This window comes from uncultured Porphyromonas sp., assembly GCF_938023125.1.
Lineage (GTDB): Bacteria > Bacteroidota > Bacteroidia > Bacteroidales > Porphyromonadaceae > Porphyromonas.
On sequence record NZ_CALHDW010000018.1, the window covers coordinates 1 to 25293 of the forward strand.

Consider the following 25293-nt stretch of genomic DNA (forward strand, 5'->3'; position numbering starts at 1 on the left):
TAGGGGTGCGTGAATTGAAACAACAAGGGGACAGAGTATGGAGAGCATCTTATGGAGTCGCACCCTTTAGGGGTGCGTGAATTGAAACGCGAATGGGATAATCATCTTAAAACCGATGCTGAAGTCGCACCCTTTAGGGGTGCGTGAATTGAAACTAAGGGGTTATAGGCATAATCCCAATAAGAAGAAGTCGCACCCTTTAGGGGTGCGTGAATTGAAACCTAATACACAATACGGCTCTGCTGTTTCTTTGGATAGTCGCACCCTTTAGGGGTGCGTGAATTGAAACTCCGTATCGGCCTTTATATTATCTATGCTAGATTGTCGCACCCTTTAGGGGTGCGTGAATTGAAACATCGCCTGGCACAACATCAAGCCAAGTAAAAGGTAGTCGCACCCTTTAGGGGTGCGTGAATTGAAACTATTGATGAGGGGTTTGTTCGAGATTTGTTCGGAGTCGCACCCTTTAGGGGTGCGTGAATTGAAACATTTCGGTCGTGTAGGTTAAGTCGATAGGCTCTGTCGCACCCTTTAGGGGTGCGTGAATTGAAACGCTTGAATTTGGCTTTAAGTTTACCCACTCGTGGTGTCGCACCCTTTAGGGGTGCGTGAATTGAAACAGAAAAAACTATTTGAACTTGGATGTAGGTGGTAGTCGCACCCTTTAGGGGTGCGTGAATTGAAACCTTGATAGCCTTATACACTACAACAACCCACCCGTTCGTCGCACCCTTTAGGGGTGCGTGAATTGAAACCTGGGTGGCCTTAAAGGCTTGAGCCTTAGCAAGGTCGCACCCTTTAGGGGTGCGTGAATTGAAACATGGCGTTGCCCGAAGTGGATGCAATCCTATCGGCGTCGCACCCTTTAGGGGTGCGTGAATTGAAACTCGTAAGTGATTAAGCTCTGTTGTTACGTTAAGTAAGTCGCACCCTTTAGGGGTGCGTGAATTGAAACCCTCGGACACGTTGCCCGAGGGCTTGCCGGATGACGTCGCACCCTTTAGGGGTGCGTGAATTGAAACACTGCTAGCCTTGACGACAATACCCGTGCGCAAGGTCGCACCCTTTAGGGGTGCGTGAATTGAAACCTCTTGTGTTGTCATAATTCTTGCAAAAACTCATTGTCGCACCCTTTAGGGGTGCGTGAATTGAAACCTAGAAAAATCAAGAAAGCCTGCAAGAGAATCGCTGAGTCGCACCCTTTAGGGGTGCGTGAATTGAAACGCTCTCTTTATCTTACTAGTATTATTGATAATTTGAGTCGCACCCTTTAGGGGTGCGTGAATTGAAACCTGCTTACAAGACTGTTGTCAATGTTAGATACCCGTCGCACCCTTTAGGGGTGCGTGAATTGAAACCCTCTTGATGTAAATCCACGACCGCTACAATGGGTCGCACCCTTTAGGGGTGCGTGAATTGAAACACCTCCGTAGGCTATGATCTCATCAGCATAGACAACGTCGCACCCTTTAGGGGTGCGTGAATTGAAACTCGGTGACACTTGCAGACACGAGCTCCGTTGCGAAGTCGCACCCTTTAGGGGTGCGTGAATTGAAACGTAGAGGATCAATATAACGTTCCGTTCACGACTGTCGCACCCTTTAGGGGTGCGTGAATTGAAACGGTTTTTACGAGAACAAAAGGGGAAAATTCCCTCAGTCGCACCCTTTAGGGGTGCGTGAATTGAAACTCAGAGTTGTAACGTACGACTTTCGAAGTAGACCGTCGCACCCTTTAGGGGTGCGTGAATTGAAACATACATGCAATATATTACTACTGTAAAATACTCGTCGCACCCTTTAGGGGTGCGTGAATTGAAACGCATGGCTTATAGACCGAGTAGGAGGTAAAGGCACGGTCGCACCCTTTAGGGGTGCGTGAATTGAAACTGATATTTTGGAGCTTACGGACGAGAGACCAATGTCGCACCCTTTAGGGGTGCGTGAATTGAAACTATGGGGCAACACAAGCAGCGGACTTGTCCAATACCGTCGCACCCTTTAGGGGTGCGTGAATTGAAACACCGAGGCGGAGAGCATGGCATACGCTTATGTCGGTCGCACCCTTTAGGGGTGCGTGAATTGAAACTTTTTTTGTTAGATCCTTTAGCGAAGAAATTATGGTCGCACCCTTTAGGGGTGCGTGAATTGAAACGCAATTGTGTATTACCTTTGTGGCGTTGGAATTGCAGTCGCACCCTTTAGGGGTGCGTGAATTGAAACTATAAACATTGTATACCATATGCTGGGAATGAGCAGTCGCACCCTTTAGGGGTGCGTGAATTGAAACATCCTTAGCCTCAAGGAGGTACTGACGCGAGCCGTGTCGCACCCTTTAGGGGTGCGTGAATTGAAACTTGAGTAGTGATCCTTGATTGGTATCTATAATGTGTCGCACCCTTTAGGGGTGCGTGAATTGAAACGTCTGTGCTGCTCTCTTTATTGAGTCTTGCCGCAAGTCGCACCCTTTAGGGGTGCGTGAATTGAAACAACAAGGGGACAGAGTATGGAGAGCATCTTATGGGGTCGCACCCTTTAGGGGTGCGTGAATTGAAACCGATGTAAAGTATAATACAGACTCGTTGGGTATCGTCGCACCCTTTAGGGGTGCGTGAATTGAAACAACGCGGGTAAGCAGGGGCGACTCACGCCCCCAAAGTCGCACCCTTTAGGGGTGCGTGAATTGAAACTTGTTGTATAGCCCCATAATCTAGCCTAATTTTGTCGCACCCTTTAGGGGTGCGTGAATTGAAACGTTAATAAATTCCATTTTTGGACATAATAGTGTGTCGCACCCTTTAGGGGTGCGTGAATTGAAACTTGCTATCCTCCTTGCTTTTGCAAGTTGTAAGGCTGTCGCACCCTTTAGGGGTGCGTGAATTGAAACGGAGTAGGTATCGTAATCGTTGTATATGACACGTGGTCGCACCCTTTAGGGGTGCGTGAATTGAAACCTAAGTAACACACAAAGAGGGGCATAAAAAGCCCGTCGCACCCTTTAGGGGTGCGTGAATTGAAACAAGCAGATGCAACAAATGCAATCTAGCATAGATAACGTCGCACCCTTTAGGGGTGCGTGAATTGAAACCTAGCGACCCAAGTCCTAGTAATAAAGAGCCTAGGTCGCACCCTTTAGGGGTGCGTGAATTGAAACGACTATTGAAAAGTCTGACCGTACAGCAAGTTTTGGTCGCACCCTTTAGGGGTGCGTGAATTGAAACGCCGTATCCTCTCCGATTATACACCCGAGTATCTTAGTCGCACCCTTTAGGGGTGCGTGAATTGAAACCTCGCCAAATAGGGCTGCGGCACCCGAGGCGGCAGTCGCACCCTTTAGGGGTGCGTGAATTGAAACCGAGCCATGTATGCTTATTGACTATTTCAATGAGTCGCACCCTTTAGGGGTGCGTGAATTGAAACTATCGCTTCATATCATGTAATTATTTAGCCCGCTGCGGTCGCACCCTTTAGGGGTGCGTGAATTGAAACAAGATTATTTTACATCTACACTACCTACGACTCAATGTCGCACCCTTTAGGGGTGCGTGAATTGAAACATAAGAGCATAAATCAAACAACAACGAAACAACGGTCGCACCCTTTAGGGGTGCGTGAATTGAAACATGGTATCTATTTATGTGGTGGGTTGTATCTATAGTCGCACCCTTTAGGGGTGCGTGAATTGAAACCTGCAGCTTTTGGATGTTGTTCTGCAGCCCCTCGAGTCGCACCCTTTAGGGGTGCGTGAATTGAAACCACAGCCGATAGACTGAGGACTTGTGATTAAAGACATGTCGCACCCTTTAGGGGTGCGTGAATTGAAACGGCATCATACCCTCGTACCTTTAGCTCCTCAACGTCGCACCCTTTAGGGGTGCGTGAATTGAAACGGGTCGGGAGGAGCTAATCCCGAGGCCCTCTATTAGTCGCACCCTTCAGGGGTGCGTGAATTGAAACGGATATAATGAGCGTTATGCGGAATTGAAGTATGGGTGCATCCTTCTTCCATAAGTACAGAAAAAGGGAACCCCTCTCAAGGGAGCTCGCTCTAGGGCGAGTATCTACTCTTAAGAGGGGTGATTTGTATTCTTAGAAGTTGCGCAGGATCTTAGGGAGTATTCTTATCTACATCCTCCTGAGGCAACACACTATCGGTGGGCTGAGGAGTGGGCTGTGCCGCTTCGGCTTGCTCGGCTCCACGAGCGGACTCGTCTCCGTATATCATCCGGATAAAGCCCTCCAGCGTATTCGCTTCGTGGTCTACCACCTTGGATCCATGGCTCCGTGCCACTTGCAAGGCAAGGCGAGCCACGGAGAAAGTCTCGTCTACCACGCCATCTCTGTAGTGGCGGAAGAACATCTTTTGCAATCTCTGTCCGCCCATGGCTAGGTTCATCAGCCAACGGATCTTGCGCATATATTTGGACATTACATCCGAAACAATCTCATCCCCTCGCTGTGTAAGCCCTGCCTTATAGCAGACATCGGCAAGCATAAGCTCGTTGCGCGAATAGGGGACTGCCTTAGGATTGATCTCCTTGAAGCACTTCTCCAAAACCTCGCACGCACGCTTCTTATCACCCTTAGCGAGTAGCGCATTGGCCAAAGAGGGGAAGAGCATACCACGATAGTAGCCACTAATCGTATTGCGGATATTCTCGTCGAAGTAGATATTGGGGTCACTAGCTCCAAACCAACGGTACTTATTCATCACGAGATCGTACTCATGCTCAACATCTTCTTCATAGGGAGTGCCTATCACGGAGATGGGGTTGAGGCGCCAAGTCATACCATCAGCCGTGAGGTAATTAGGCAGATTGGTAAAGGCGTTGATGGGTGTCGAACGTGCCCAATAGAGAGGACGTTGCCAACTGTTCGCCCCGAGCAAATCGAGGATAGCGAGCTTATCTCGCCCGGCAATCCGACTCCCCGAGAGGTCGATAAGCATTTCGCCGGGCAAGCTATCGCCCAAGAGGGGATAACGCTTAGCCAGCATCGACCGATCCAGCGGGAGCAAAAGTTGATTCGAAGGTAATACGGCCTGACCATACCCCGGGGATTGAACGACCATCTCCAGCGCCTTATCTAGAGGAAGTAGAGGCCCCTCTTGTATAAAGGCAAAGGGATTTCTGTAGTAAAAATCGGGGGTCATGAAGCGGTGAGGCATGGGAGGCGCATCGTAGAGTTGCTGCTGCATCTGATCCACATACCACTCGCCGCCCAGGTAACTTAGGTTGGCCACCATCACGTCGGGGCGTACTCCTTCTACCTCTTGAGCATACCAGAGCGGGAAGGTATCGTTATCTCCAAAGTCGAAGATAATTGCGTTAGGCTGACACCCGATCAGAAAGTTGTAGCCAAAGTCGGAGGCAACGGTTCGGCCGGAGCGGTCGTGATCGTCCCAGTTCTGACCCGCCATTTGGAGGGGGACCAGCACTGCCACCACAGCCCCAATAGCTGCGCTCACCATGGGCGAGAGCTTTAGGCGCTGCAATAGGTAGTAAAGCCCGGCGATACCCATACCTACCCAAATAGCAAAGGCATAGAACGAACCGGCATAGGCATAGTCTCGCTCACGGGGTTGCCCGGGGGTTTGGTTGATGTATATAACAATGGCCAACCCCGTCATAAAGAAGAGGAAGAAGACAACCCAAAAGCTCTGTATCCCTCGCGCACCTCGCATCAATTGGAATACAATCCCCAAGATACCGAGGATGAAAGGGAGCAGATAGTAGACATTATGCCCTCGGTTATCTGCAATCTCATCGGGGAGGTCGTCTCCACTCCCCAATACTATATTATCAATGAAAGGAAGCCCCGTGGAGACACCGCCTCGGAGGTTGGAACCATCACCGTAGAGGTCGTTTTGGCGTCCTATAAAGTTCCATGCAAAATAGCGCCAGTACATATAGTTGACCTGATAGCCGAAGAAGAACTTCAGATTTTCCACAAAAGTGGGTTGAGAGAGGTCTTCTTCGCTACGACCCATCCAGCTGTTGTAACTAGCAATATGGTTAGGATCCGAGGAATAAGCTCTTGGGAAGAGGGTTTGATTGGTGTAAACCGGCTTCTCTTCCATATAGAGCTCTATATAGCGATCGGGGTCGTTGGGGTTTGACTTGGGGGCGGCACTTATCACCTTCTTGGTCGGCTCGTAGCGCATCACCCTAGAGGCAAACGTTTGTCCATAGAGCAGGGGCCTATCGCCATACTGCTCACGATTGAGATACTTCTTTAGCGACAAGGCATTGTTGGGGCTATTCTCATTCATCGGAGTATCTGCCACAGAGCGAATCAAGATCACACCATAGGAAGAGAACCCGATGGCAATTACAGCCATAGAAATCTGCAAAAGCCCCATCACACGCTGCGACACCTTTTTGTTGAAGAGGGTCAGCCAAACTAGGATACCAAGGCAGAGCAACCACACCCATACGCTATCGGACATGAAGGGGATCCCCATCAAGATAGAGCTACAGAGTAGCAAGATGCGGCTACGACGCTCGTTCTTGCCACGATAGAACTCCCATGCCGACCATGCCAGCACGCCCAAGAGAAGGATAACATAGAAGAGGAAGCCGCTATTGAAGCGCAATCCCAATGTATTTACGGCAAAGAGGTCAAATGCCGCCCCGATCTTTACAGTACCCTGTATGATACCATACATCATCACCACAATGAGGACGAAGGAGAGCAAAACAGCTCCAATAGCACCCTTCATAGAGGGGGTTTTAGTCCTCTTATAGTAGTAAATCAATGCCATGGCAGGGATGCAAAGAAGATTGAGGAGATGCACCCCGATACCTAAGCCCATGAAGTAAGCAATGAGCACAAGCCAGCGATCGGACTCGGGCTTCTCGGCGTGCTCTTCCCACTCCAGCATCAGCCAAAAGACTAGGGCTGTGAAGAAAGAACTAAAGGCATACACCTCCGCCTCCACGGCACTAAACCAGAAGGTATCGCTAAATGTATAGACCAATGCCCCGGCAACGCCCGAAGCAAAAATAGCAATAGACTGAGCTTTGGTGAGGTGAGCCGGCTTGCCATCTGAGGTGAATCCCGTACGCACCCCGGGAGCGATAAGCCGCCGCACTAGATGAGTGATGGTCCAATAAAGGAACAAAATAGTGAAGGCACTGAGTAAAGCACTCACGGCATTACAGATTAGCCCTACCTTCATGGGATCGCTCGTTACCTGCGTAGCTGCGTTATACACAAGCATAAAGAAAGGAGCGCCGGGGGGATGCCCCACCTCCAGATTACGCACAGTAACAATAAACTCAGCACAATCCCACAAGCTAGCTGAGGGACCAATAGTCAAGAGATAAACTATGGCTGCAACGGCAAATGTGAGCCATCCTAAACCACAATTGATCTTTCTAAAAGATTTCCATTCCATACTATATGGTAAATAAATACCCTATTACATTGGGTACAAAGATAGTTGAGAATTAGCGAAGAGCAAGCACCCGACGCTCCCAAAGGAGCAGTGCCGCCTTGAGAGTGGAGCCCAAAGCGAAGTTGCCCAGACGCCCATCGGCCCGTACAATCCGATGGCATGGTACCACCCAAACAAAGGGATTAGCCCCCACAGCCGTGCCCACGGCTTGCAACGCTCCAGGGCTACCAATAGTCCGAGCGAGGGCTTGATAGGTAGCCGTCTCACCTAGAGGAACAGACCTTATCGCCCGCCACACAGCCTTGCGGAAGGGAGAAGCCGCCACCTCAGTAAACTCGGGTCGAGCAACCGCAAGAAGAGCTAACACCTCCCGTTCGTCCGAAGAGAGGGGTACCTCAAGATGGAGATCGAAAGAATAAAGGGTACTCAGGCGAGTCTCTTGGGGGCAGGGAGGGAGCTCCACATGAGGTGCCACCAAATGCCAAGACTTAGGGGAGGTCTCAAGCTCAATCCCACCCAAGAAGGGAAGTAAAAATAGGGACATAGCCACCCCTTACGAGAGAGTCTCTTGCTCCTCGGGGAGCGCAGAGGCTATGGCGCTACGCACCTCATCCAAGGCTTGTAGCATATTGCGGGGATATTCGCCCGTTTTATCAATATGAATGGGAGGATGAATGGTAAGAGTAAGGCGAGTGGGATGGACCCAACGTGTCCCTGCACGGAGGGCTTGATAAGAACCATCAAGGGAGACCGGGATAATAGGGACGTCTAACTCATGCGCCAATACAAATCCGCCTTTTTTGAAGCGATCCATTCGCCCCGTGAGTGTACGGCTCCCCTCGGGGAAGATGAAAATAGAAGTACCCTCGCTCAATACTTGTCTTGCACTCTCCATTGTCTCCTGGATGGATCCCTTCTTTTGGTCATCTACAAAAATAAATCCGGCCATCTGGCAGGCTTTACCCATAAAAGGCACTTTACGCAGGCTCGCCTTCATTACCCAACGGAAGGGGATAGGGAGCAAGCCATACATCATAAAGATATCGAAGGCACCCTGATGGTTGGCCATCACCACACAAGGTTTGTGATCTTTGGGGATATACTCGCGCCCCACCACCCGAGTAGGGCACAGAGAAAGCACCAAGCCAATGCGAGACCAGAAGACTCCGGGCCAGTAGCCAAAGATACGTCGCCCACCCAAGGCACACCCTATAACCGTAATTGTAGAGAGCAAGATGGTTGCTACAACAAACAAGGGTGCAGCCACGAGACAATAGTAAACGAGATAGAGAGCCCGCAGCAGTTTCTTCATGAGAGGAGGATTTATTGATCTTCTTATCCTTAGTACTTTAGGATGCGACGTTCGTCTCGCAACTGATGCAGGGCGGAGTCTAGCAAACCATTAACAAAGACGCCACTCTCTGCCGTGGAGTAGATCTTTGCAAGTTCGATATACTCATTAAGCGTTACCGTGGTGGGAATCGTGGGGAACGACAGTAGCTCCGCAAGTGCCATTTGCAGAATAATCATATCCACATCGGTCACTCGATCCATATCCCAATTCCTGAGATTCTTATTGATAATCTCGCGGTACTCGTCCTCGTGCACAATAGTGGTTCGGAGCAATTCGACTGCGAGGTTCGTATCCTCCTCATCTTTGTAAGCCGGAATAATAACCTCATCGAAAGAGGTATCAGGCTTTGCCTTACGCATACTCTTGAGGGCAAACTCCTTCTCAATCTCTACCGGACTGGAGGCAAGCCGTACAGCGTGGTAATACTCCGTACCCTTAAGTCCGGCTACTACCTCGTCTACCTCGTCTATGTCTACCTTGTCTTCTACCTCTATCTTTTCGGTTACACCCAAAGGATTATCCCAGTAGAGCGAAAGCCCTTCGAGGAATTCGTCGAGCTCTTCGTTGCGGAAGGTATAAGCAGAAAAAGCCTGCACCCAAAACTTGGCATCGGCAGCAAAGGTATCGGGAGCTGAGGTTATGTATTCTTTATAGAGATCACTCGCCAAGATCTCATCAAGGAGTTTGGACAAGAGTCTATCATCGTCTGACCAGATAAGCCCACGCTCACGGATGAACTCCTGTAGTGTAGTACTAGCCTCAATCGCCTGTGCCAAGCGATTATTAGCCAAGCGCATATTGGGGTTAATATCCTCCTCGGTGCGCAAGAGTTTATTGCGACGTCGCTCCAAACGCGCTTGATGAAAGCGAGTCAGGGCGGGTACAAGAGTCAGAAGGTATAGATAGAGGTCGTGGGTTCTCTCGTTAGAAGTGGTCAATTGGGCTTCCGCCTCAGCAAGTTGCTTCCCAGGATTGTGGTAATAAGCAAAGAGTTCTTGCAACACACGGATGCGAATGAGCGTTCGGTTGATCATTGAGTTTCTATTTCAATCCATCGCAGGGGGAAAAGGGCACTTTTACCCACCCCCTTACGGGAGTACAAAGGTAGCGGTTTCTAGGTTCTCTACAATACTATTCCCCAAAAGAAGCTGGGGCTGCAGATTCCAGTATCAAGTGCAACGGTGTGACAAAAGTAATGCTAAGACTTCATTCGGGGATTTAAAGTCCAAACTTTTCCTAGGTCTGTTGTTTAGCAGCATCCTGATATTTCGTATTTGTTTGTCATCAACATCTTTGAACGAAGTTCCTTTGGGTATGTATTGTCTCGAATGAGTTTGTTGAGCAATTCAACATGGGGCTTGTCTGTGGAACAATAGGGTTTGGCCAAAAAGACGGGAATACGGAGCGCCCTCTCAATGGATCTAAAAGCCATAAATTCCGATCCGTTGTCCGTCGTTATGGAATGCAACAATCCCATCCTCTTGAAGTAAGCCAAACTCCGATTAACGACCCGAGCCAACGATTTGGCATTCCTGCCATTAGGCAGCTTTTCAATGATGGCATACCCCGTCTTTCTCTCGGTCAGAGTAAGGATGGCTTCTCGTTGCTGAGCCCCGATGATAAGATCCATTTCGAAATCTCCAAAACGCTCTTTACGGTCAATGCAGTCCGGTCTCTCGTCTATACTTTTTCGCCGTCCCCATTTCCCTTTTTGGGGAGAAGCTAAAGGCTTGTGACGGTATTTTAGATGGTGTCTCGTATGGCGATAGAGGTCCCCACCCCTCTCTTTGTCCTTATGGAGAAAGGTGTATAGGGTGGTTTTGCCCACAATGGGAATTCCCTCGAAGTGAAAGCGTCCTACAATTTGTTCGGGTGACCATTGTTGCTGCCGGATAATTTGTTCGACTTCATGCCGCATCTTCGGGGTGAATTTGCGCGGATAATAACGCCATTCTTTGCGTTCCGAGGCATATGTCTCCGCCTGCCGATACGAATATCTTCCGCGAGGGGTTTGATTCCTACGGATCTCTCTAGAGACAGTACTAGTGGCCACTCCAATAGTTTCTGCAATGAAAGAATAGGACTTGCCTTGCTTTTGAGAAGTCGATCAATTGTGTATCTTTGCTCTTGGCTCAAGTGGTTGTATTTTTTCATATTCAACGCAAATATAAACTTTTTGAGTTCAACCACCCTGGGGCTAGCCCCAGGGTGGTTTTTGTTTATCTAAGCGTTGCACTTACAACTGGAAAATACAACTCCCCCCAAAGAGCTACTCACACAAGCGAAGAGTAACCCAGAGGGGGGGGGGATTCAATAGAGCTCACCTATAGCCAAAACCACAGGGAGCATTAAGTTCCTTTTACTGCTTCTCTACCACAAAAGGTTTGTAGCCTACACCCTCTACATAGAGACGTACAAGGTAACGACCAGAGGGAAGAGAACCAATATAAATGCTATCCGTAGCATCGCCACTTGCAATCAACTCACCCGAGAGGGTAAAGAGACTATAGCTTTGGTAGTATCCCTTTACGTGCAACACATCGTGAGCTGTGGTAGGATAAACGGTTACGGGAGCCTCCGTAGCAATATCTTCTATTGCCGTAAGATTCTTACCGAAAAGACGCACCACTTTAGGCTCCGCACCTCGTGTTTGCACGAGCAACATACCTGCGACATCCTTTTTAGAATCACTCTTAAAACCGACAGCAACGGCTCCACCCTCCTTAGGCAATTGGGTCTTTGCCATTAAGAACGTACTCTTAAGACGAGAGGGCACAAGAGAGAGTGTAACAGGAGAATTTGCATTTGTAGTCTTTACATTGAATGCTTGAGGCTCTGCCTTCTGACCAGGATAAAACTCAAAAGCAAGAAGGTCTTTATCCACCGTAATAGAGGGCAAATCATCACGACCAAAAGTCACATCATCTATCATAATATTGAGGCTTGTTTTATTGCCCCCGACAGGTGATGAGAACGAGAATCCTACGTGGAAGAGGTCGTCTATAACAAGCCCCTCTACCTTAGAGAGATCTATATAATAATCAAACCAAATATTAGGCTCTACTTGTACCCCCATAGGCACAAACTTCGTGAGGTCTACATAGGTAGATTGAGCTACACCCTCTTTTTCCGTAATAACGTACAACCCGAACTTTTCTTGTCCATTCTCAATCGGATTACGGTACTGCATACGGAAAGTGAGTACCTTACTCTTCGCTTGTTTGTATGAAAGCGTGGGCGAGAGTAACCACGTGTGGTGAGGACGATCATCTACCTTACCATAGGCAAGGAAACAAATTTGAACTACATCATTCTCAACAACATCTTGAGTGGCATTCTTTTGCTGGAATCCGTAGAAAGGACGCTCAGCAAGTAGCATAAGGTTTTGCCAACCAGGGATGCTCAAAATACGCGTGTGACGGTACCCATTAAAGGTTTCATTGAGGAGGGCAAGAGGTGCTTTGTCCACTTTAAGAAGCATAGCCTCTTCAATTCCCTTAAACGTTTGGCGTTCGTTTTCCTTATTGGGAGCAAGAGCTACTTCATTTAAAGTAGTCTCTACCCCTGTATTGATAAATCGTACCAATGTTGGACGCTTTGTCGCAAGGGTAAAGGTTCCCGCTACCGCTTTTTTATCAGACGCAATCCAGTGCCCACCACCATCAATAGAATACTCAAGAGTTAGCTGATCTGCCGCAGTACTTGGCTGTACGGATAGAGATTCAATACCCGTAGGCAACACCTCGTCATAGTAAAGCACCCCCTTATTTTTGAGCGTTATGTCGCTCGCTTTATTCCACGTGCCATCGAGATACCAATACCCTTGGTCGAACTTATGGTAGCCCTTCCAAGCATCTCCAGTAAATCGTGCATCCTTAGGATTGTCTGCCGTGAACTTCTCAACAATGACATTACCATCGGGCTTTTTGCTGCTTCCCTTCAAGTTAATTACAAGGTCTTGTGCCATTGGAGAGCTGAGTGTTAGCGTAGCCTCATACTCACCCTCTACTTTAGGCGCAAAAGTAACAATAACGGGGCCATCGTATAGTTTACCCGTAGTAGAAGAGTACCAGAAAAGCCCCTTATTGATGCGGAATGCCCCATTTTCTTTCTGCTTAATAGCCAGCTTCACATCCGTGATAACCCCTGAAATATCAAATGTAAACGTCTGTTCTTGCGTCTTTCCAGGAGCGGCAGTCATAGCCACAGCTTCAGTAGGCGTCTTTAGTTTCATCGTGGGAGGCGTCTTGGGATCAATAAAGAAAGCGGTGAGAGCAAGCGTACCTTGAGCCGTATCATCCCCCCCATTGAGAGCAACGCTATAAGCACCTGCCTTATCCATATAGAAAGCCCCCTTTGCCGTGGGAGTTACTTGCAAGTTGGTAGCAAGAGTTTGATCCTTCCCTAGCATTGTAGCATCTTTTAGTTTGAGTACATTGCTCGCATCTGTACCACTAAAGTTGGGTGTAATAGATGCGTTAAAGTGCTTTATCTGCACTGCTATGGGATACTCTTTGGTCTCTCCTATCTTACCGTAGATAGTGCGATACTGAGGCAAGATAGTTGCAAAAGGCTTCATCATGCCAGACTTATCAAGGCAAGTAAGCCCAAAGTCATCTACAAAGACCTTGCTCTCTGGAGCAACCTCTAGAGAAAATACAAACTTCACAGCCCCCTTGGGACAAACCGTATGGAACTTGAACTCTCCATAAGCCTTTGCACGACCAAAGAAGAGCTTATCGTTATTGAGCAACCCTTTTTCGGTATCTGTAGTAATCTCACGCCCCTCGGCATCCAACCATTGACAAGCCAAGCGGAAAGGGCCAGACTCCAACGCGCTCTCCACCGTTTGGTAGTGGATAAGCCCCTCTAGCTCATTGCCCTCTTTAATTACCTTATTACCAGCCTCACCAGCCTTATCTAAAACAACAACTTGCTTAATATACCCAGTCTCACCAGCGGCAGTGGCAATCCCCACCCCAAACTGACTACTTGAGTTGTATCGATCACTCCCTTGTAGCTTCGTGATGGTACCCTTCGTTTCCCATTTTAGAGGTTTATCGTTGGCATCAAATTCATAGAAGAAGTTGTCTTTGAGGGCTTCAAAGGCAGATTCAACAGGTGTACTGCCACCAGCACCCTCTGTGCCACCCTCACCACGGAGAAGCACCTCTATAGCCTCTGTGCCCGCAGAAACCTTGAGAGCAGCTTTGCGCTCACCTGCCATAGTGGGCTTGAACACAACAGAAACAGCCCCACCAGAAGAAGAAAGATTGCCCGATGTGCCCTGAATTAGGAAGTCAGACTTCGCCACGCCTGTTATCTCACACGTTGGGGTACCCATAAATCCATAAATTGTAATAGAGGCTGTCTGTGGTTGAGAGGTCGCTCCTAGTTGAGTAAGGGCAAACTTCAATTCCGTAGGATCTGCCGTAAGACTAGGGGCACCCCCACTTGAATTTGTACCCTTACCAACAAGGGTAACTTGTGCTTTTTTTGCACCAGCAGTAAAGACAAGAGTAACGGACTTATCCCCTACTGTCTTGGGTGCAAATTGTACGGTAACTGCACCACCAGCATCCATAAGAGAGAGTGGATTTACGACAAAGTCATTGGCTGCATCCCCCTCTTTAGTTATGGTAATTGCGCCCGTATAATTCTTTGCCAATACATTGATTGTTTTAGCATCACTTGATGTATCTATGGGCACATCATAGAAGTCCAACTTATTAGGATTAGCCACGATAGATGGCTCCGAAGCGGCACCTCCATCCGTAATCTCTATATTCTTAACCATATAGGCTGCCCTATTATCATAGTCTCCCGTAGCATAAAATGCGAGGAAACCCGCTCCGTCTATATCATTAGGAATGACGGCAGTATGTGCAGTTAGCGTAGATATATTTTCATCCACAGCCCCCTGCACAGTAGTGACCTCTTTGATTACCTCACCCGTTTTCTTCACGAGCAGTACTTTCAGAGGAGATATAGTACCCTTACCCATTGAATTCGTAAACTCAAAAGAGAGTTTCTTACCCTTAATAGCACCAAGAGAGAGTGCTGGAGAGACTAAATAGGTGTGATAAGGGCCCTTACCCTTGAGATTAAATGTGCCAATGGACATTTGGAAGCGGTCGTTTTTGTACGATCCAATCCATTTTGCCCCAGCAAAGTTATTTGTCAGATTCTTCCACGCACCCCCAATGAGAGCTTCCTTGTATTGGGAAGTAATAGATAAATCAGACAGAGGTGTTGTGTCTGATAACTCGCCCCAATTAACCTCGCTAGCCCCCTGCGCACGAGCGGAAAAACTCCACCCAAAGGTAGTAAGCACGAGAAGTAACAGTGCAGTAATAAAGGATTGTTTTCTTTTCATATTGAGTTTCTTGTATTAACACTCTAGCGAAGATACTGATTTCACAAATATAGTACCCTAAAACAGAAAAAAGGGACAGCCTATACGATGATAGACTGTCCCCTATAGAGAACATAAATACTGCCTACAAATTATTTAGTTGCAGGGTGATTCTTGCTACGACGCTTCTCCCAGATCATGTAAGCAATAGGAGAGGCTACGAACAAGGTGCTATAGGTACCGATAACAACCCCAAGTAGGATGGCGAACGTAAAGCTGCGCATCGAAGCTCCACCAAAGATGAAGATGATAAACATCACAAGGAAGGTGGTAATTGAGGTGTTCAATGTACGACTCAATGTGCTGTTAAGAGCGTCATTCATAGTCGTGCGAGGCTCACGATTAGGATAGTTCTTTACCGTTTCACGTACACGGTCGAAGACTACCACGGTATCGTTGATAGAGTACCCGATGATGGCAAGAATAGCCGCAATGAAGTTTTGATCCAACTCCATCGTGAAGGGCATAATGCGCCAGAGGAGTACGTACAATGCGATAATACTCAATGTCGTTGCCGATACAGAAGCAAAGGCTCCCAATGAGTATGACAAGTGACGGAAGCGCAACAAGATGTAAGCGGCCATGAAGACGAGAGCCAAGATCACCGCAATAAGAGCCTTGCGAGCAATATCGTGCGACATACTTGCACTCACCTTTTGAGAGCTTACGATACCCGTAGAGAGGAATGTTTCTCTGTCTGGAGCATTCTTGTAAAGCGACTTGGTATTTTCGTAGAGAATTGTGTTGATTTCGTCTTCTACTTCAGCTGTATTCTCTTCTACCTTAAAGTTGGTGGCAACACGTACCTGAGTGCCATCAGAACCAATAGAGGTTACGACGAGTTTGTTATCGAACGGAGCTGCGAGTACGTCACGCACCTGAGCAACTTGTACCGGTTGGTCAAATTCAATTACATAATTGCGACCACCCGAGAATTCGATACCCATATTGAGCTTGAGGGTAAAGAGCCCTACAATACCGGCAATGACAAGGACAACGGGGATAGTAATACCCATCTTGCGCTTACCAAGGATGTCGTATTGGGGATTTACCAACATGTTGCGAGAGATGGATGTAGCGTAGGTCACCTTATTCATCTTACCCTTCTTGTCAAGAGCTTCTACCACAATACGAGTAAGGAATACCGCTGTGATGAAAGAAGCAACAAGACCAATCATAAGCGTAGTAGCGAACCCCTTGATAGGACCCGTACCCACGATGAAGAGGATAGCTGCGGTGATGATGGTGGTGATATTGGAGTCGAAGATGGCAGAGAATGCATTGCCATAGCCATCGGCGATGGCGCGCGTCATAGACTTGCCGGCACGGAGCTCTTCCTTGATACGCTCAAAGATAAGCACGTTAGCATCGACGGCCATACCCAGCGTAAGCACAAGCCCGGCAATACCGGAGAGTGTGAGCACGGAGTGGAACGAAGCCAAAATACCGAGCGTAAAGAAGCTATTAACAATAAGAGCAGCGTCTGCAACAAGACCGGGGATGAGACCGTAGATGAGGCACATGTACACCATAAGGAGTATCAATGCGATGAAGAACGAAATAATCCCAGAGCGGATAGATTCTTCCCCGAGGGTAGGACCTACCACGTTTTCTTGCTCGATCATTACCGAAGCCTCCATCTTACCCGAGTTGAGTACGTTGGCAAGGTCGGTCGTTTGCTCTACTGTGAAGTGACCGGAAATCTCCGAGCGTCCACCCGTAATTTCGCTATTAACGTTAGGTGCAGAGTACACTACGCCATCGAGAACTACGGCGATAGCCTTACCGATATTATCCTTTGTCAGACGAGCCCACTTGCGAGCGCCTTCTTCGTCCATGGTCATAGTAACAACAGGGCCCTTGCTGGCAATACCCTGACTTACTTCGCTCTTTGCTCCCGTCACCACGTCTCCGGAGAGGTCCGGATCACCATTGCGGTTACCACGGATGGCATAGAGTTCGTAGATATCGGTTTCCTTCTTTGTTTGAGGATCTACATAGGGATCGTTACCCCAGAGGAGCATGAGGTCTTCCCGGATGAAGCCACGCTCATGAGCCACTTCGAGCATGCTGTCGATAGCTGCACGGTTGGCGTTACGAGCAAGCCCCACTACCGTTCCACGGTTTACAACCTGGAGAAGGTCGAAAAGCTTCGTGCCTTCGGCCATCTTTTTATCCATTGCTTCTACGGCTTCACGAGCGCGTTGCTCGGCAACGGCGTTAGAATCTGAAGCATTAGCAGCTGCAGGAGTAGCCCCATTAGCAGTAGAGTCTTCCACTGCAACAGCTTCCGTCTCCACAGCGGGAGCGCCGGCAAGAGCAGCGAGACGCTCATTCGCTGCGATAAGATCGCTCTCTACATCAGCGTATGTATAGGTGCGCCAGAATTGGAGGTTAGCGCTCTGTTGGAGAAGACCGCGTACACGCTCTGGTTCTTTTACACCAGGGAGCTCAACAAGGATACGTCCTTCTCCCTCGATTTTTTGGATATTAGGAGAAACAACCCCGAAGCGGTCGATACGGGTGCGAAGCACATTGATAGAAGCCTCAGAAGCACTTTCGTACTTTGCCTTGAGGATCTTTATCACATCCGCATCGGTGCTACGTGCAGAAATTTCTTCACGGAGACTACCATTGCCGAAGACTACAGCGAGCTGCCCATTAGGCACGAGAGCTTTGTATTCTGCGACAAACTTATCAATAAAGTCGCCCGAGTGTGTGCTCTTAACGGCGTTATCTAGCGCCTTCAAGAAGTTAGGATCCTCATTCTTCCCGGACAAGTTACGGAGAAGATCCTTAGCATTCAGACGAAGTACTACGTTCATACCGCCCTTGAGGTCCAACCCAAGACCGATCTGCTGTGTACGTGCTTTTTTGAGAGTGTATCCAAACCAAACCTTTTCGTTTGCCATGGAGTCTAGGTAGGCTTTACCATCTTGACCTGCTGCCGTAAGAGCCTCGGCGCGCTTCTCATAGTGCTGCACCACCGGGGTAAAAGAGAGGTAGAAGGCACAGATAATGGCCAAAGCTGTCGTGATAAATATCACAAATCCTTTGTTCTGCATCTGTTGTTACTATTATATATCAGTTACTTTTTTCCACGACCGCAAAGTTATAGGATTTTGTTGACCTAGTTGCCTTATAGGTACGAATTAGATCTAATAATCGCTTCTTTTCTCTCTAAGAGCGAAAAAAGAAAGACGAAAAAGGTATTAGGAAAGGTGCCTAGCGGCGTTGCAGAATGCGCATTTTGGCACTTCTGGCTCGAGGGTTTTCTGCGATTTCTTCGTCGCTGGGGAGAATGGGCTTGCGGGTTACCACCTCTATTTCGCCCTTCTTTTGTCCGTAGATAGCCGCCATGGGATCACTATCCGCCTCACTCTGAGAGACTCCCAAGAGACCTTTTCCCCACTCTTTTACCAAGCGATCCTCGAGCGAATGGTACGTTAGGACCACCAGTCGCCCACCCGGAGCGAGGAGACTAGTGAGGCTAGTAAGCAAGGTGCGCAGTGCCCCCAACTCGTCATTGACCTCAATGCGTAGGGCTTGGAAGAGCTGACTCAGCTTTTTACGACGCAGGGGAGGCTGTGGAGGAAGTACGGGGGCCAAAACCTCTAGCAAAGACTCTATGGTGCGGTACCCTGATGAGGGGCGCCCCTTCTCGATAAGAGCGGCAATGCGGCGAGCATCTTTGAGCTCTCCATAGTAATAAAAGAGGTCGGAGAGAGCCTCCACAGAGTAGGTATTAAGAAGATCGGCAGCCGTGCGGCCGGCACGATTATTCATGCGCATATCGGGCAAAACACCCTCAAAGCGGAAACTAAACCCCCGTTCGGCCGTATCGAAATGATGGGACGAGACGCCCAAGTCTGCCAGCACTCCGTCTAGATGCTCAACGCCAAAATAGCGCATCCAGCGCGAGAGATAGCGGAAATCGGAGGCAACAAAAGTAAAGCGAGGATCCACGGGAGCGTTGGCAATAGCGTCTCCATCTCGATCGAAACTATACAAATGGCCTTTATCGCCCAGGCGTCGAAGAATCTCGCTCGTATGCCCTGCACCTCCCATTGTAACGTCAGCATAGACGCCATTGGGGCGAGTAAGCAAAGCCTCTACAGCTTCGCGACAAAGTACGGGGAGGTGATACATGATCTATCTCTTTATGAGTAACTATAACGATGTTGGGGATATGGGGAGTGGGATCCGACCCCACAATAAGAAAGCAAAAAGGGCTCTTTTTGATAGACCTATAAGCCGGGTTCTGTACTCTGCAGCCTCCCTACGAGAGAAAGGCTACGGAGCGTCTGCCATTAATCTACGCCATACGTTGCCGCATGGCTCTAGCAATCTACCCCCCGGCAAGGCGCGAGCAACTCCTATATGCCGGTGTACTTGATCTTACAACCCATGAGACGTACGGCAGCGAATGTCACCATCCACCCCGGTGAGCTCTTACCTCACCTTTTCACCCTTACTCACCGAGAGAACCCTTAAAAGGCCCTCGATGAGCGGTTATTCTCTGTTACGCTACTACACCTCGCATACCCCATAGAGGTACACTCAGTGCCTTCCCGTTAGGAAGCATGGTGCTCTATGTTGCCCGGACTTTCCTCTCCCCAAGGCTTTTACCCCTCGAGCAGCGACAGACCGGTCTACCAAAGAGAGATTTTGCTTCTATCCTCTGTTATTTATCAATGCTTCGAGACAATTACCTTTTTGGTTTCGGGCAACGTCTCATTGCGCAAAGCCACCTGCTTTGCCACACGATCGGCCAACTCAGAAAAATACTCCGCAAGGAGCGTATTTTCGCCTAGGGCCACAGGAGTTCCTTCGTCCCCTGCTTCACAAACCCCTTGCACGAGGGGGATTTGCCCCAGGAGCGGCAAGCCGAGTTCTTCGGCAAGGCGAGCTCCCCCGCCATTCCCAAAGATATAGTATTTATTGTTGGGGAGCTCCTCGGGGGTAAACCAAGACATGTTTTCGACAATACCCAATACAGGCACATTTACCTTATCGGTGAGGAACATATCAATACCCTTACGAGCATCAATGAGAGCAATCTCCTGAGGTGTTGTCACAACAACAGCCCCACTCAAACCGATGGTCTGCACAAGAGTAAGATGGATGTCGCTGGTACCGGGAGGCATATCAATAAGGAGATAATCCAACTCTCCCCAATTACCATCCTTGATGAGCTGACTCAGCGCATTCGAAGCCATGGAACCGCGCCATAGAAGTGCCTTATCGGGATCCACAAAGAAGCCGATGGAGAGCAGTTTAATACCCTCTGCCACCACAATGGGTTGGATGGTATCGCCTCGCCCTTCTACCGTCTCTATCTCGGGACGTGCATCTTCGCAAGCGAACATTTTTGGCATACTAGGGCCATAAATATCGGCATCCAGTAAACCCACTCGATAGCCTTTGCGAGCGAGAGCTACAGCCAAGTTGGCGGTAAGGGTACTCTTACCCACTCCGCCTTTTCCGGAGAAGACGGCAATCGTATTGCGCACGCCCTCTAGAGGATTCTCGCGCTCCACCTTTTGGGGTTCGTCAAAAACAGCTTTTACGTTCCCACGAACCTCCACATCCGGAGCTATATACGTCAAGATCGCTTGCTCTGCAGCTTTAATTACAGAAGCCTTAAAGGGGTCGTTGCTTTTAGCAAACTTAATCGAGAAGGATACCTTAGATCCCTCTATGCGGATATCGTCTTGCAGCATCTCCGAAGAGACAATATCCACGCCGCTACCGGGGTAACGCACATGCTTCAATGCCTCTATAATGAGTGCCGGATATAATTGAGTTGCCATATTTATTTAGATCTGTTATTCTCTATTTCCTCAAAAGAAGGGGGAGAGACTACGCCACGAGAGAAGCTATGATAATCGTCATGCTCCGGCTCCTCCGCCGGCTCTACAAAAGTCTCTCTGTGGGGCAATTGCCAAGAAATATATTTGATGGACTTGCCACGACTCAGCCACTGCGCCTCGTAGGCCGTCTGTGTATTGGGGATCTGCTCTAGCACCTCGCGCCCCGTGCCATAGAGATCGTCTGTAGCCAAGCGGGGTGAAATCTCGTTTACCGCCAAGAGGTCTTGCGTGTATTGGTAGAGGAAGGGACTATCGGTCTTTAGATGGATAATGCCCTCTTTTGCCAGGATGCGCCTATAAAGCCGAAAGGCAAACGAAGAGACGAGTCTTGCCCTTGTCTTCGACATCTGAGGATCCGGGAAGGTGATCCAAATCTCACTAACCTCCCCCTCAGAAAAGAAGTGATCGAGCAGATTTATATCGGTACGCACAAAGGCGGCATTGGGCATCTCTGTACGATGTGCCACCCCGGCTCCTGCCCACAGACGCGCCCCTTTGCGGTCGAATCCCACATAGAGCGACCCAGGGTTGCTTGCGGCAAGCGCCACGGTGTACTCACCCCTACCGCACCCCAGCTCTATTACAAGAGGCGAAGTGGGCGAGGCAAAATAGGTCGTACGCCAAGAGCCTTTATGAGGGAACCCCTCAGCCTCCAGACGTGCATAAGGGTACTGAAGAACGCACGAAAAGGTCTCTAGATCTGCAAACTTAGAGAGTTTATTTTTGCCCATCTATTAAGCCTCTTCTTCTCCCTCTTCAAAGCCGCAGAAATCCATTTCTGCCTCTACAATCGACAAGACTTCCTCTTCTGTAAAAGAGCCGATTTGATCCTTCTTGGCATTCTTGATAATGTATTCCACAATCTCAGAGAGGTCGATATCCACTACCGCATCGTCACTTTCGTCTTCGAATTCCTCTATGATACCACGGCTTTCGTAGTATTCGTAGATCAAATCCACGAAGTAAACAATATCATCATCACTGAGACGCTCCTTTAGAGTCGGGGAGAGTTTCTTACGGATATAGGCGACAGCCTCGCTATCGTCATACTCAAAAGATTCGGGTTCGTTATTCATTATATATTGTTTCTTGTGATATACTATTATAATAAGAAGAGAGGAGACGATGAGCCGCCACAAAGGGCGTTATACTCTCCGTTTGCACGGCGTACTCCATCTCCGGGAGGAGCTTCACAATCTCCTCGTTGTGGAAAAACGAATGCTTGAGGGCATCATTGATCGCCTCATACATCCACCATTTGGCTTGACGCTGGCGTTTGAGCTCGAAGTAGCCGGTATCTACGGTATAGTGGCGGTACTTATCGATCATATCAAAGATCTCCTTAATCCCGATTCCATAGTAACCGCTATAAGTAAGCACCTTAGGCTCCCAGCCCGACTCCGTCCGGGGGAAGAGTTGCAACGCATTGCGGAAGTGGGCAGCAGCGAGTCGTGCAGCATCCACATTCTCCCCATCAGCTTTGTTTATGATAATGCCGTCTGCCATCTCCATAATCCCCCTTTTGATCCCTTGCAGTTCGTCTCCGGTACCGGCAAGCTGGATGAGCAAAAAGAAATCTACCATGGAGTGCACGGCGGTTTCACTTTGCCCTACACCCACGGTTTCGACAAAGATGGTATCGAACCCCGCAGCCTCACACAAGATGATGGTCTCACGCGTTTTGCGGGCGACACCCCCCAGGGAATCTCCGGCTGCACTCGGACGAATAAAAGCATGCGGCTCACGAGCAAGCTGCTCCATACGTGTTTTATCGCCTAAGATACTTCCTCTACTCACTTCACTCGTAGGGTCGATGGCCAAGACGGCGAGCTTACGACCTTGGCGCACGAGGTGCATACCAAAAGAGTCTATGCTTGTACTCTTGCCTGCCCCGGGCACACCTGTAATACCGATACGGATACTCTTGCCGGCATAGGGTAGACACCCCTCTATAATCGCCTGCGCCTTAGCCCGATGAGCCTCCAGCGTACTCTCCACAAGGGTAACAGCCTGACTTAATCGCGTAATATCCCCTGCCACAATAGCCTCCACATACTGCTCAACGGAGAGCTCCGGCAGACGACGTCGCCGGAAATGCGGATTGACAATAGGAGGTGCAGACGCCACCCCACTCTGCACCTTAAGCCCCTTATAGGCCGGATCGTTCTCCGGGTGGTGATGCTTATCTTCCATAGGGATAATAATCTTACTAGCGTTCGGTAAGGGTCTCGAGCAACCGCTTCACAAAGGATTACTTCTTAATGGAGGCTTCGAAGCGCACCTTACGAAGAGGCCCATGAGGGTCATTGACCAAGATGTCTACATTCTGAGAGAGCTTACCGCCCTGACGAGCCACCTCACGCATATTGATGCTGTAAACCAATTCGCTCTTTGCTCCGGGGGCTATGGTCTTACTCGTCGCTTTGATTTTTATAGCCTTATTACCGGAGACCACACTATAGATTTCGAGAGGAGCCTCCCCCTTGTTTTCCAGCGTAATACGTCCCTTGATTGTCTCCGATGCGGGGCGTTCCCCAAAATCGTAATAGGTCACGAGATCCATTTTGGGGCTCTTGCCGGTACCCGAGATAAGCTCATCGGGGATAATAGGCATACTCACCTCAACATCGGCACTCTCTTTCACTTTCCCCTCTGCATCACAGGCTTCGAGATGAAAAACCCCATAACGGAGTGCAGGTTTATCCCTGGGAGAGACCAAAGAGGTGAGGTAAAGTTCTTCGGGTTCGTTGGGCTCCAGCGTAAACTCGGTCTTACTGATGGAAACGAACTTAGGCACCTTGCGGAGGCGCACCATAATAGGGCGATCGGTAGGGTTATTGACAACCAAACGAATTGTTGCATCGCCCTCGGCAGACACGATTGGGAAGGCAAGAAGATGATTGCTCACCTGAAGACCGCCCACTCGAAGCTGATATTTCCGATCTTCATTCCCCCCGAGCGTTGTTACATTTCCCTTGATTACAAGTTCTTTGGGGAGCTCTCCAGCATTGGAGTAGATGCGTACCTTCTTAACAAAAGTACCCGGGCGCCCCTCCGGATTATAGGTTACTCGCACCTCGCCTCTAGCTCCGGGTGCCACCGTCTCTCGGGTATAAGAGGGGGTGGTACAACCACAGTCTGCCGTAGCATTGGTAATAACGAGGGGGGCAGAACCCGTATTCCTAAAATAGAAAATGCACCCAATGGGGCCTTTCTCCTCGGCTACCAAGCCGAAGTTGTGAACAGAGTCTGCAAATGTCATTACAGGGATCGCTTCACTCACGGCCCCTTGTGCCCATACACTATAAGCCCTAGAGGAGAGCACAAGAGCGACCAAAAGCAGGGTCCCAAGATGGTGTATTGCTCGTTTCATATCTACGATAAAAACCGCCCCCTCTGGGGATGCTCCATAGAAAGAACACCCCAGAGGGAGGATATAAATTTACTGTATCGGCTTACTCTACCGTACCTTTTATCTGAAGAGTAAAGGCTCCGTCCTTGCCATTGCTATAGACGGCCACTGTCTTTACAAACTGACCGGGACGACCGGCAGGATTGTAGGTGACCTTAATCTTAGACTCCTTACCCGGAGCAATAGGCTCGGTCGAAAACTCGGGCTTAGTGCAGCCACAAGCTGCATTTACTCTAGTAATAACGAGAGGAGCCGTACCCACATTCTTTATCACAAATACGTGGCTTACAGGGCCATTTACTTCCTTAATCGTTCCAAAGTCGAACTCAGTTTTTTCTGCGCTTATAACGGCGCCATTATCCTTCTTGCCGTCCTGAGCAAGAGCTACACCCAAGGAAAAAAAGAGGGTGACTAGTAAAAAAACAACTTTCTTCATAGCATTGAATATTACTTATACTATATCTATCATCTTTGACAACACAACGCCGACAACGTTTACTCGGCTCCGCAAATATACAAAGCTTTTTGGGAAACCGATCTCTTTTTAAGGGGAGAAGGCGTGCAAAAGGCGCCGCAAGTTGAGGTTAATCGACCGCCCAAGGCGAGAGAAACAGACGATACACGCTCTCTTTAATAAGGGTACCGGCCCCTCCCCCGCCCCAAGAGAGGGAATGGGGGCCAAGGCAGACAGCAAAACGAGATGAGCGTATCGAACAAGAAGCAGACCTTGTATATAATGAGGTGTACCTCCCCATGGGATGGTAGCGATCTCCTCGAAAAAGGAGACTCAAGATGCTATTGCTACACGCCGCCCGGGGAGTGTGGCTTATTCAATGTTTTG

At 49.0% G+C, this 25293-nt stretch carries 13 protein-coding genes, 1 other RNA gene, 1 pseudogene and 1 CRISPR repeat array; all 15 genes and pseudogenes read right to left on the reverse strand.

Annotated elements, in window-relative coordinates; all coding sequences use genetic code 11:
• Window positions 1-56: 56 nt before the first annotated feature.
• Window positions 57-3956: direct repeats of the CRISPR family, unit length 32 nt; unit sequence GTCGCACCCTTTAGGGGTGCGTGAATTGAAAC.
• A 151-nt stretch (window positions 3957-4107) separates the two neighbouring features.
• Complete coding sequence (locus Q0090_RS06215; protein WP_297948793.1) at window positions 4108-7398, reverse strand: DUF2723 domain-containing protein; 3291 nt, start codon at window positions 7396-7398, stop codon at window positions 4108-4110.
• Between the two features lie 52 nt (window positions 7399-7450).
• Window positions 7451-7942 carry an MGMT family protein gene (locus Q0090_RS06220; RefSeq protein ID WP_297948795.1) on the reverse strand — a complete coding sequence of 164 codons (492 nt, stop codon included), beginning with the start codon at window positions 7940-7942 and terminating at the stop codon, window positions 7451-7453.
• Between the two features lie 9 nt (window positions 7943-7951).
• The gene (locus tag Q0090_RS06225; RefSeq protein WP_297948797.1) at window positions 7952-8710 is read right to left on the reverse strand and encodes a lysophospholipid acyltransferase family protein; all 759 of its coding nucleotides are present in this window, start codon (window positions 8708-8710) and stop codon (window positions 7952-7954) included.
• Between the two features lie 29 nt (window positions 8711-8739).
• Window positions 8740-9786: a transcription antitermination factor NusB gene (nusB, locus tag Q0090_RS06230; RefSeq protein WP_297948799.1), complete on the reverse strand. Its 1047-nt coding sequence runs from the start codon at window positions 9784-9786 to the stop codon at window positions 8740-8742.
• A 215-nt stretch (window positions 9787-10001) separates the two neighbouring features.
• Window positions 10002-10835 (reverse strand): annotated as a pseudogene (locus Q0090_RS06235) (IS30 family transposase); the annotation flags it as partial.
• Between the two features lie 276 nt (window positions 10836-11111).
• A complete protein-coding gene (locus tag Q0090_RS06240; RefSeq protein WP_297948801.1) occupies window positions 11112-15128 on the reverse strand; it encodes a choice-of-anchor J domain-containing protein in 4017 nt (1338 codons plus the stop codon).
• Window positions 15129-15259: 131 nt separating this feature from the next.
• On the reverse strand, window positions 15260-18232 hold the full coding sequence (gene secDF / locus Q0090_RS06245) for a protein translocase subunit SecDF (protein ID WP_297948803.1): 2973 nt from the start codon (window positions 18230-18232) through the stop codon (window positions 15260-15262).
• Between the two features lie 160 nt (window positions 18233-18392).
• Entirely contained in the window at window positions 18393-19316 is a 924-nt protein-coding gene (gene rsmH, locus Q0090_RS06250; protein WP_297948805.1) for a 16S rRNA (cytosine(1402)-N(4))-methyltransferase RsmH, read from the reverse strand.
• A gap of 85 nt (window positions 19317-19401) precedes the next feature.
• Window positions 19402-19826: RNase P RNA component class A (gene rnpB / locus Q0090_RS06255), an RNA gene on the reverse strand.
• Between the two features lie 32 nt (window positions 19827-19858).
• Entirely contained in the window at window positions 19859-20980 is a 1122-nt protein-coding gene (locus tag Q0090_RS06260) for an Mrp/NBP35 family ATP-binding protein (protein ID WP_297948807.1), read from the reverse strand.
• A gap of 2 nt (window positions 20981-20982) precedes the next feature.
• Window positions 20983-21771 (reverse strand): tRNA (guanosine(46)-N7)-methyltransferase TrmB, encoded by a 789-nt coding sequence (trmB, locus tag Q0090_RS06265; RefSeq protein WP_297948809.1) that lies wholly within the window; start codon window positions 21769-21771, stop codon window positions 20983-20985.
• A 3-nt stretch (window positions 21772-21774) separates the two neighbouring features.
• Window positions 21775-22116 (reverse strand): hypothetical protein, encoded by a 342-nt coding sequence (locus Q0090_RS06270; RefSeq protein ID WP_297948811.1) that lies wholly within the window; start codon window positions 22114-22116, stop codon window positions 21775-21777.
• Window positions 22109-23233: a methylmalonyl Co-A mutase-associated GTPase MeaB gene (meaB, locus tag Q0090_RS06275; RefSeq protein ID WP_297948813.1), complete on the reverse strand. Its 1125-nt coding sequence runs from the start codon at window positions 23231-23233 to the stop codon at window positions 22109-22111. The genes Q0090_RS06270 and meaB overlap by 8 nt, the downstream gene beginning before the upstream one ends.
• A gap of 58 nt (window positions 23234-23291) precedes the next feature.
• Entirely contained in the window at window positions 23292-24413 is a 1122-nt protein-coding gene (locus Q0090_RS06280; protein WP_297948815.1) for a DUF1573 domain-containing protein, read from the reverse strand.
• A gap of 82 nt (window positions 24414-24495) precedes the next feature.
• Window positions 24496-24888 (reverse strand): DUF1573 domain-containing protein, encoded by a 393-nt coding sequence (locus Q0090_RS06285; protein ID WP_297948817.1) that lies wholly within the window; start codon window positions 24886-24888, stop codon window positions 24496-24498.
• Between the last annotated feature and the right edge of the window lie 405 nt (window positions 24889-25293).

Coding starts and splice junctions, on each gene's coding strand:
- Q0090_RS06215 (WP_297948793.1), bottom strand. CDS start 7,398: ATGGAATGGAAATCTTTTAGAAAGATCAATTGTGGTTTAGGATGGCTC.
- Q0090_RS06220 (WP_297948795.1), bottom strand. CDS start 7,942: ATGTCCCTATTTTTACTTCCCTTCTTGGGTGGGATTGAGCTTGAGACC.
- Q0090_RS06225 (WP_297948797.1), bottom strand. CDS start 8,710: ATGAAGAAACTGCTGCGGGCTCTCTATCTCGTTTACTATTGTCTCGTG.
- nusB (WP_297948799.1), bottom strand. CDS start 9,786: ATGATCAACCGAACGCTCATTCGCATCCGTGTGTTGCAAGAACTCTTT.
- Q0090_RS06240 (WP_297948801.1), bottom strand. CDS start 15,128: ATGAAAAGAAAACAATCCTTTATTACTGCACTGTTACTTCTCGTGCTT.
- secDF (WP_297948803.1), bottom strand. CDS start 18,232: ATGCAGAACAAAGGATTTGTGATATTTATCACGACAGCTTTGGCCATT.
- rsmH (WP_297948805.1), bottom strand. CDS start 19,316: ATGTATCACCTCCCCGTACTTTGTCGCGAAGCTGTAGAGGCTTTGCTT.
- Q0090_RS06260 (WP_297948807.1), bottom strand. CDS start 20,980: ATGGCAACTCAATTATATCCGGCACTCATTATAGAGGCATTGAAGCAT.
- trmB (WP_297948809.1), bottom strand. CDS start 21,771: ATGGGCAAAAATAAACTCTCTAAGTTTGCAGATCTAGAGACCTTTTCG.
- Q0090_RS06270 (WP_297948811.1), bottom strand. CDS start 22,116: ATGAATAACGAACCCGAATCTTTTGAGTATGACGATAGCGAGGCTGTC.
- meaB (WP_297948813.1), bottom strand. CDS start 23,233: ATGGAAGATAAGCATCACCACCCGGAGAACGATCCGGCCTATAAGGGG.
- Q0090_RS06280 (WP_297948815.1), bottom strand. CDS start 24,413: ATGAAACGAGCAATACACCATCTTGGGACCCTGCTTTTGGTCGCTCTT.
- Q0090_RS06285 (WP_297948817.1), bottom strand. CDS start 24,888: ATGAAGAAAGTTGTTTTTTTACTAGTCACCCTCTTTTTTTCCTTGGGT.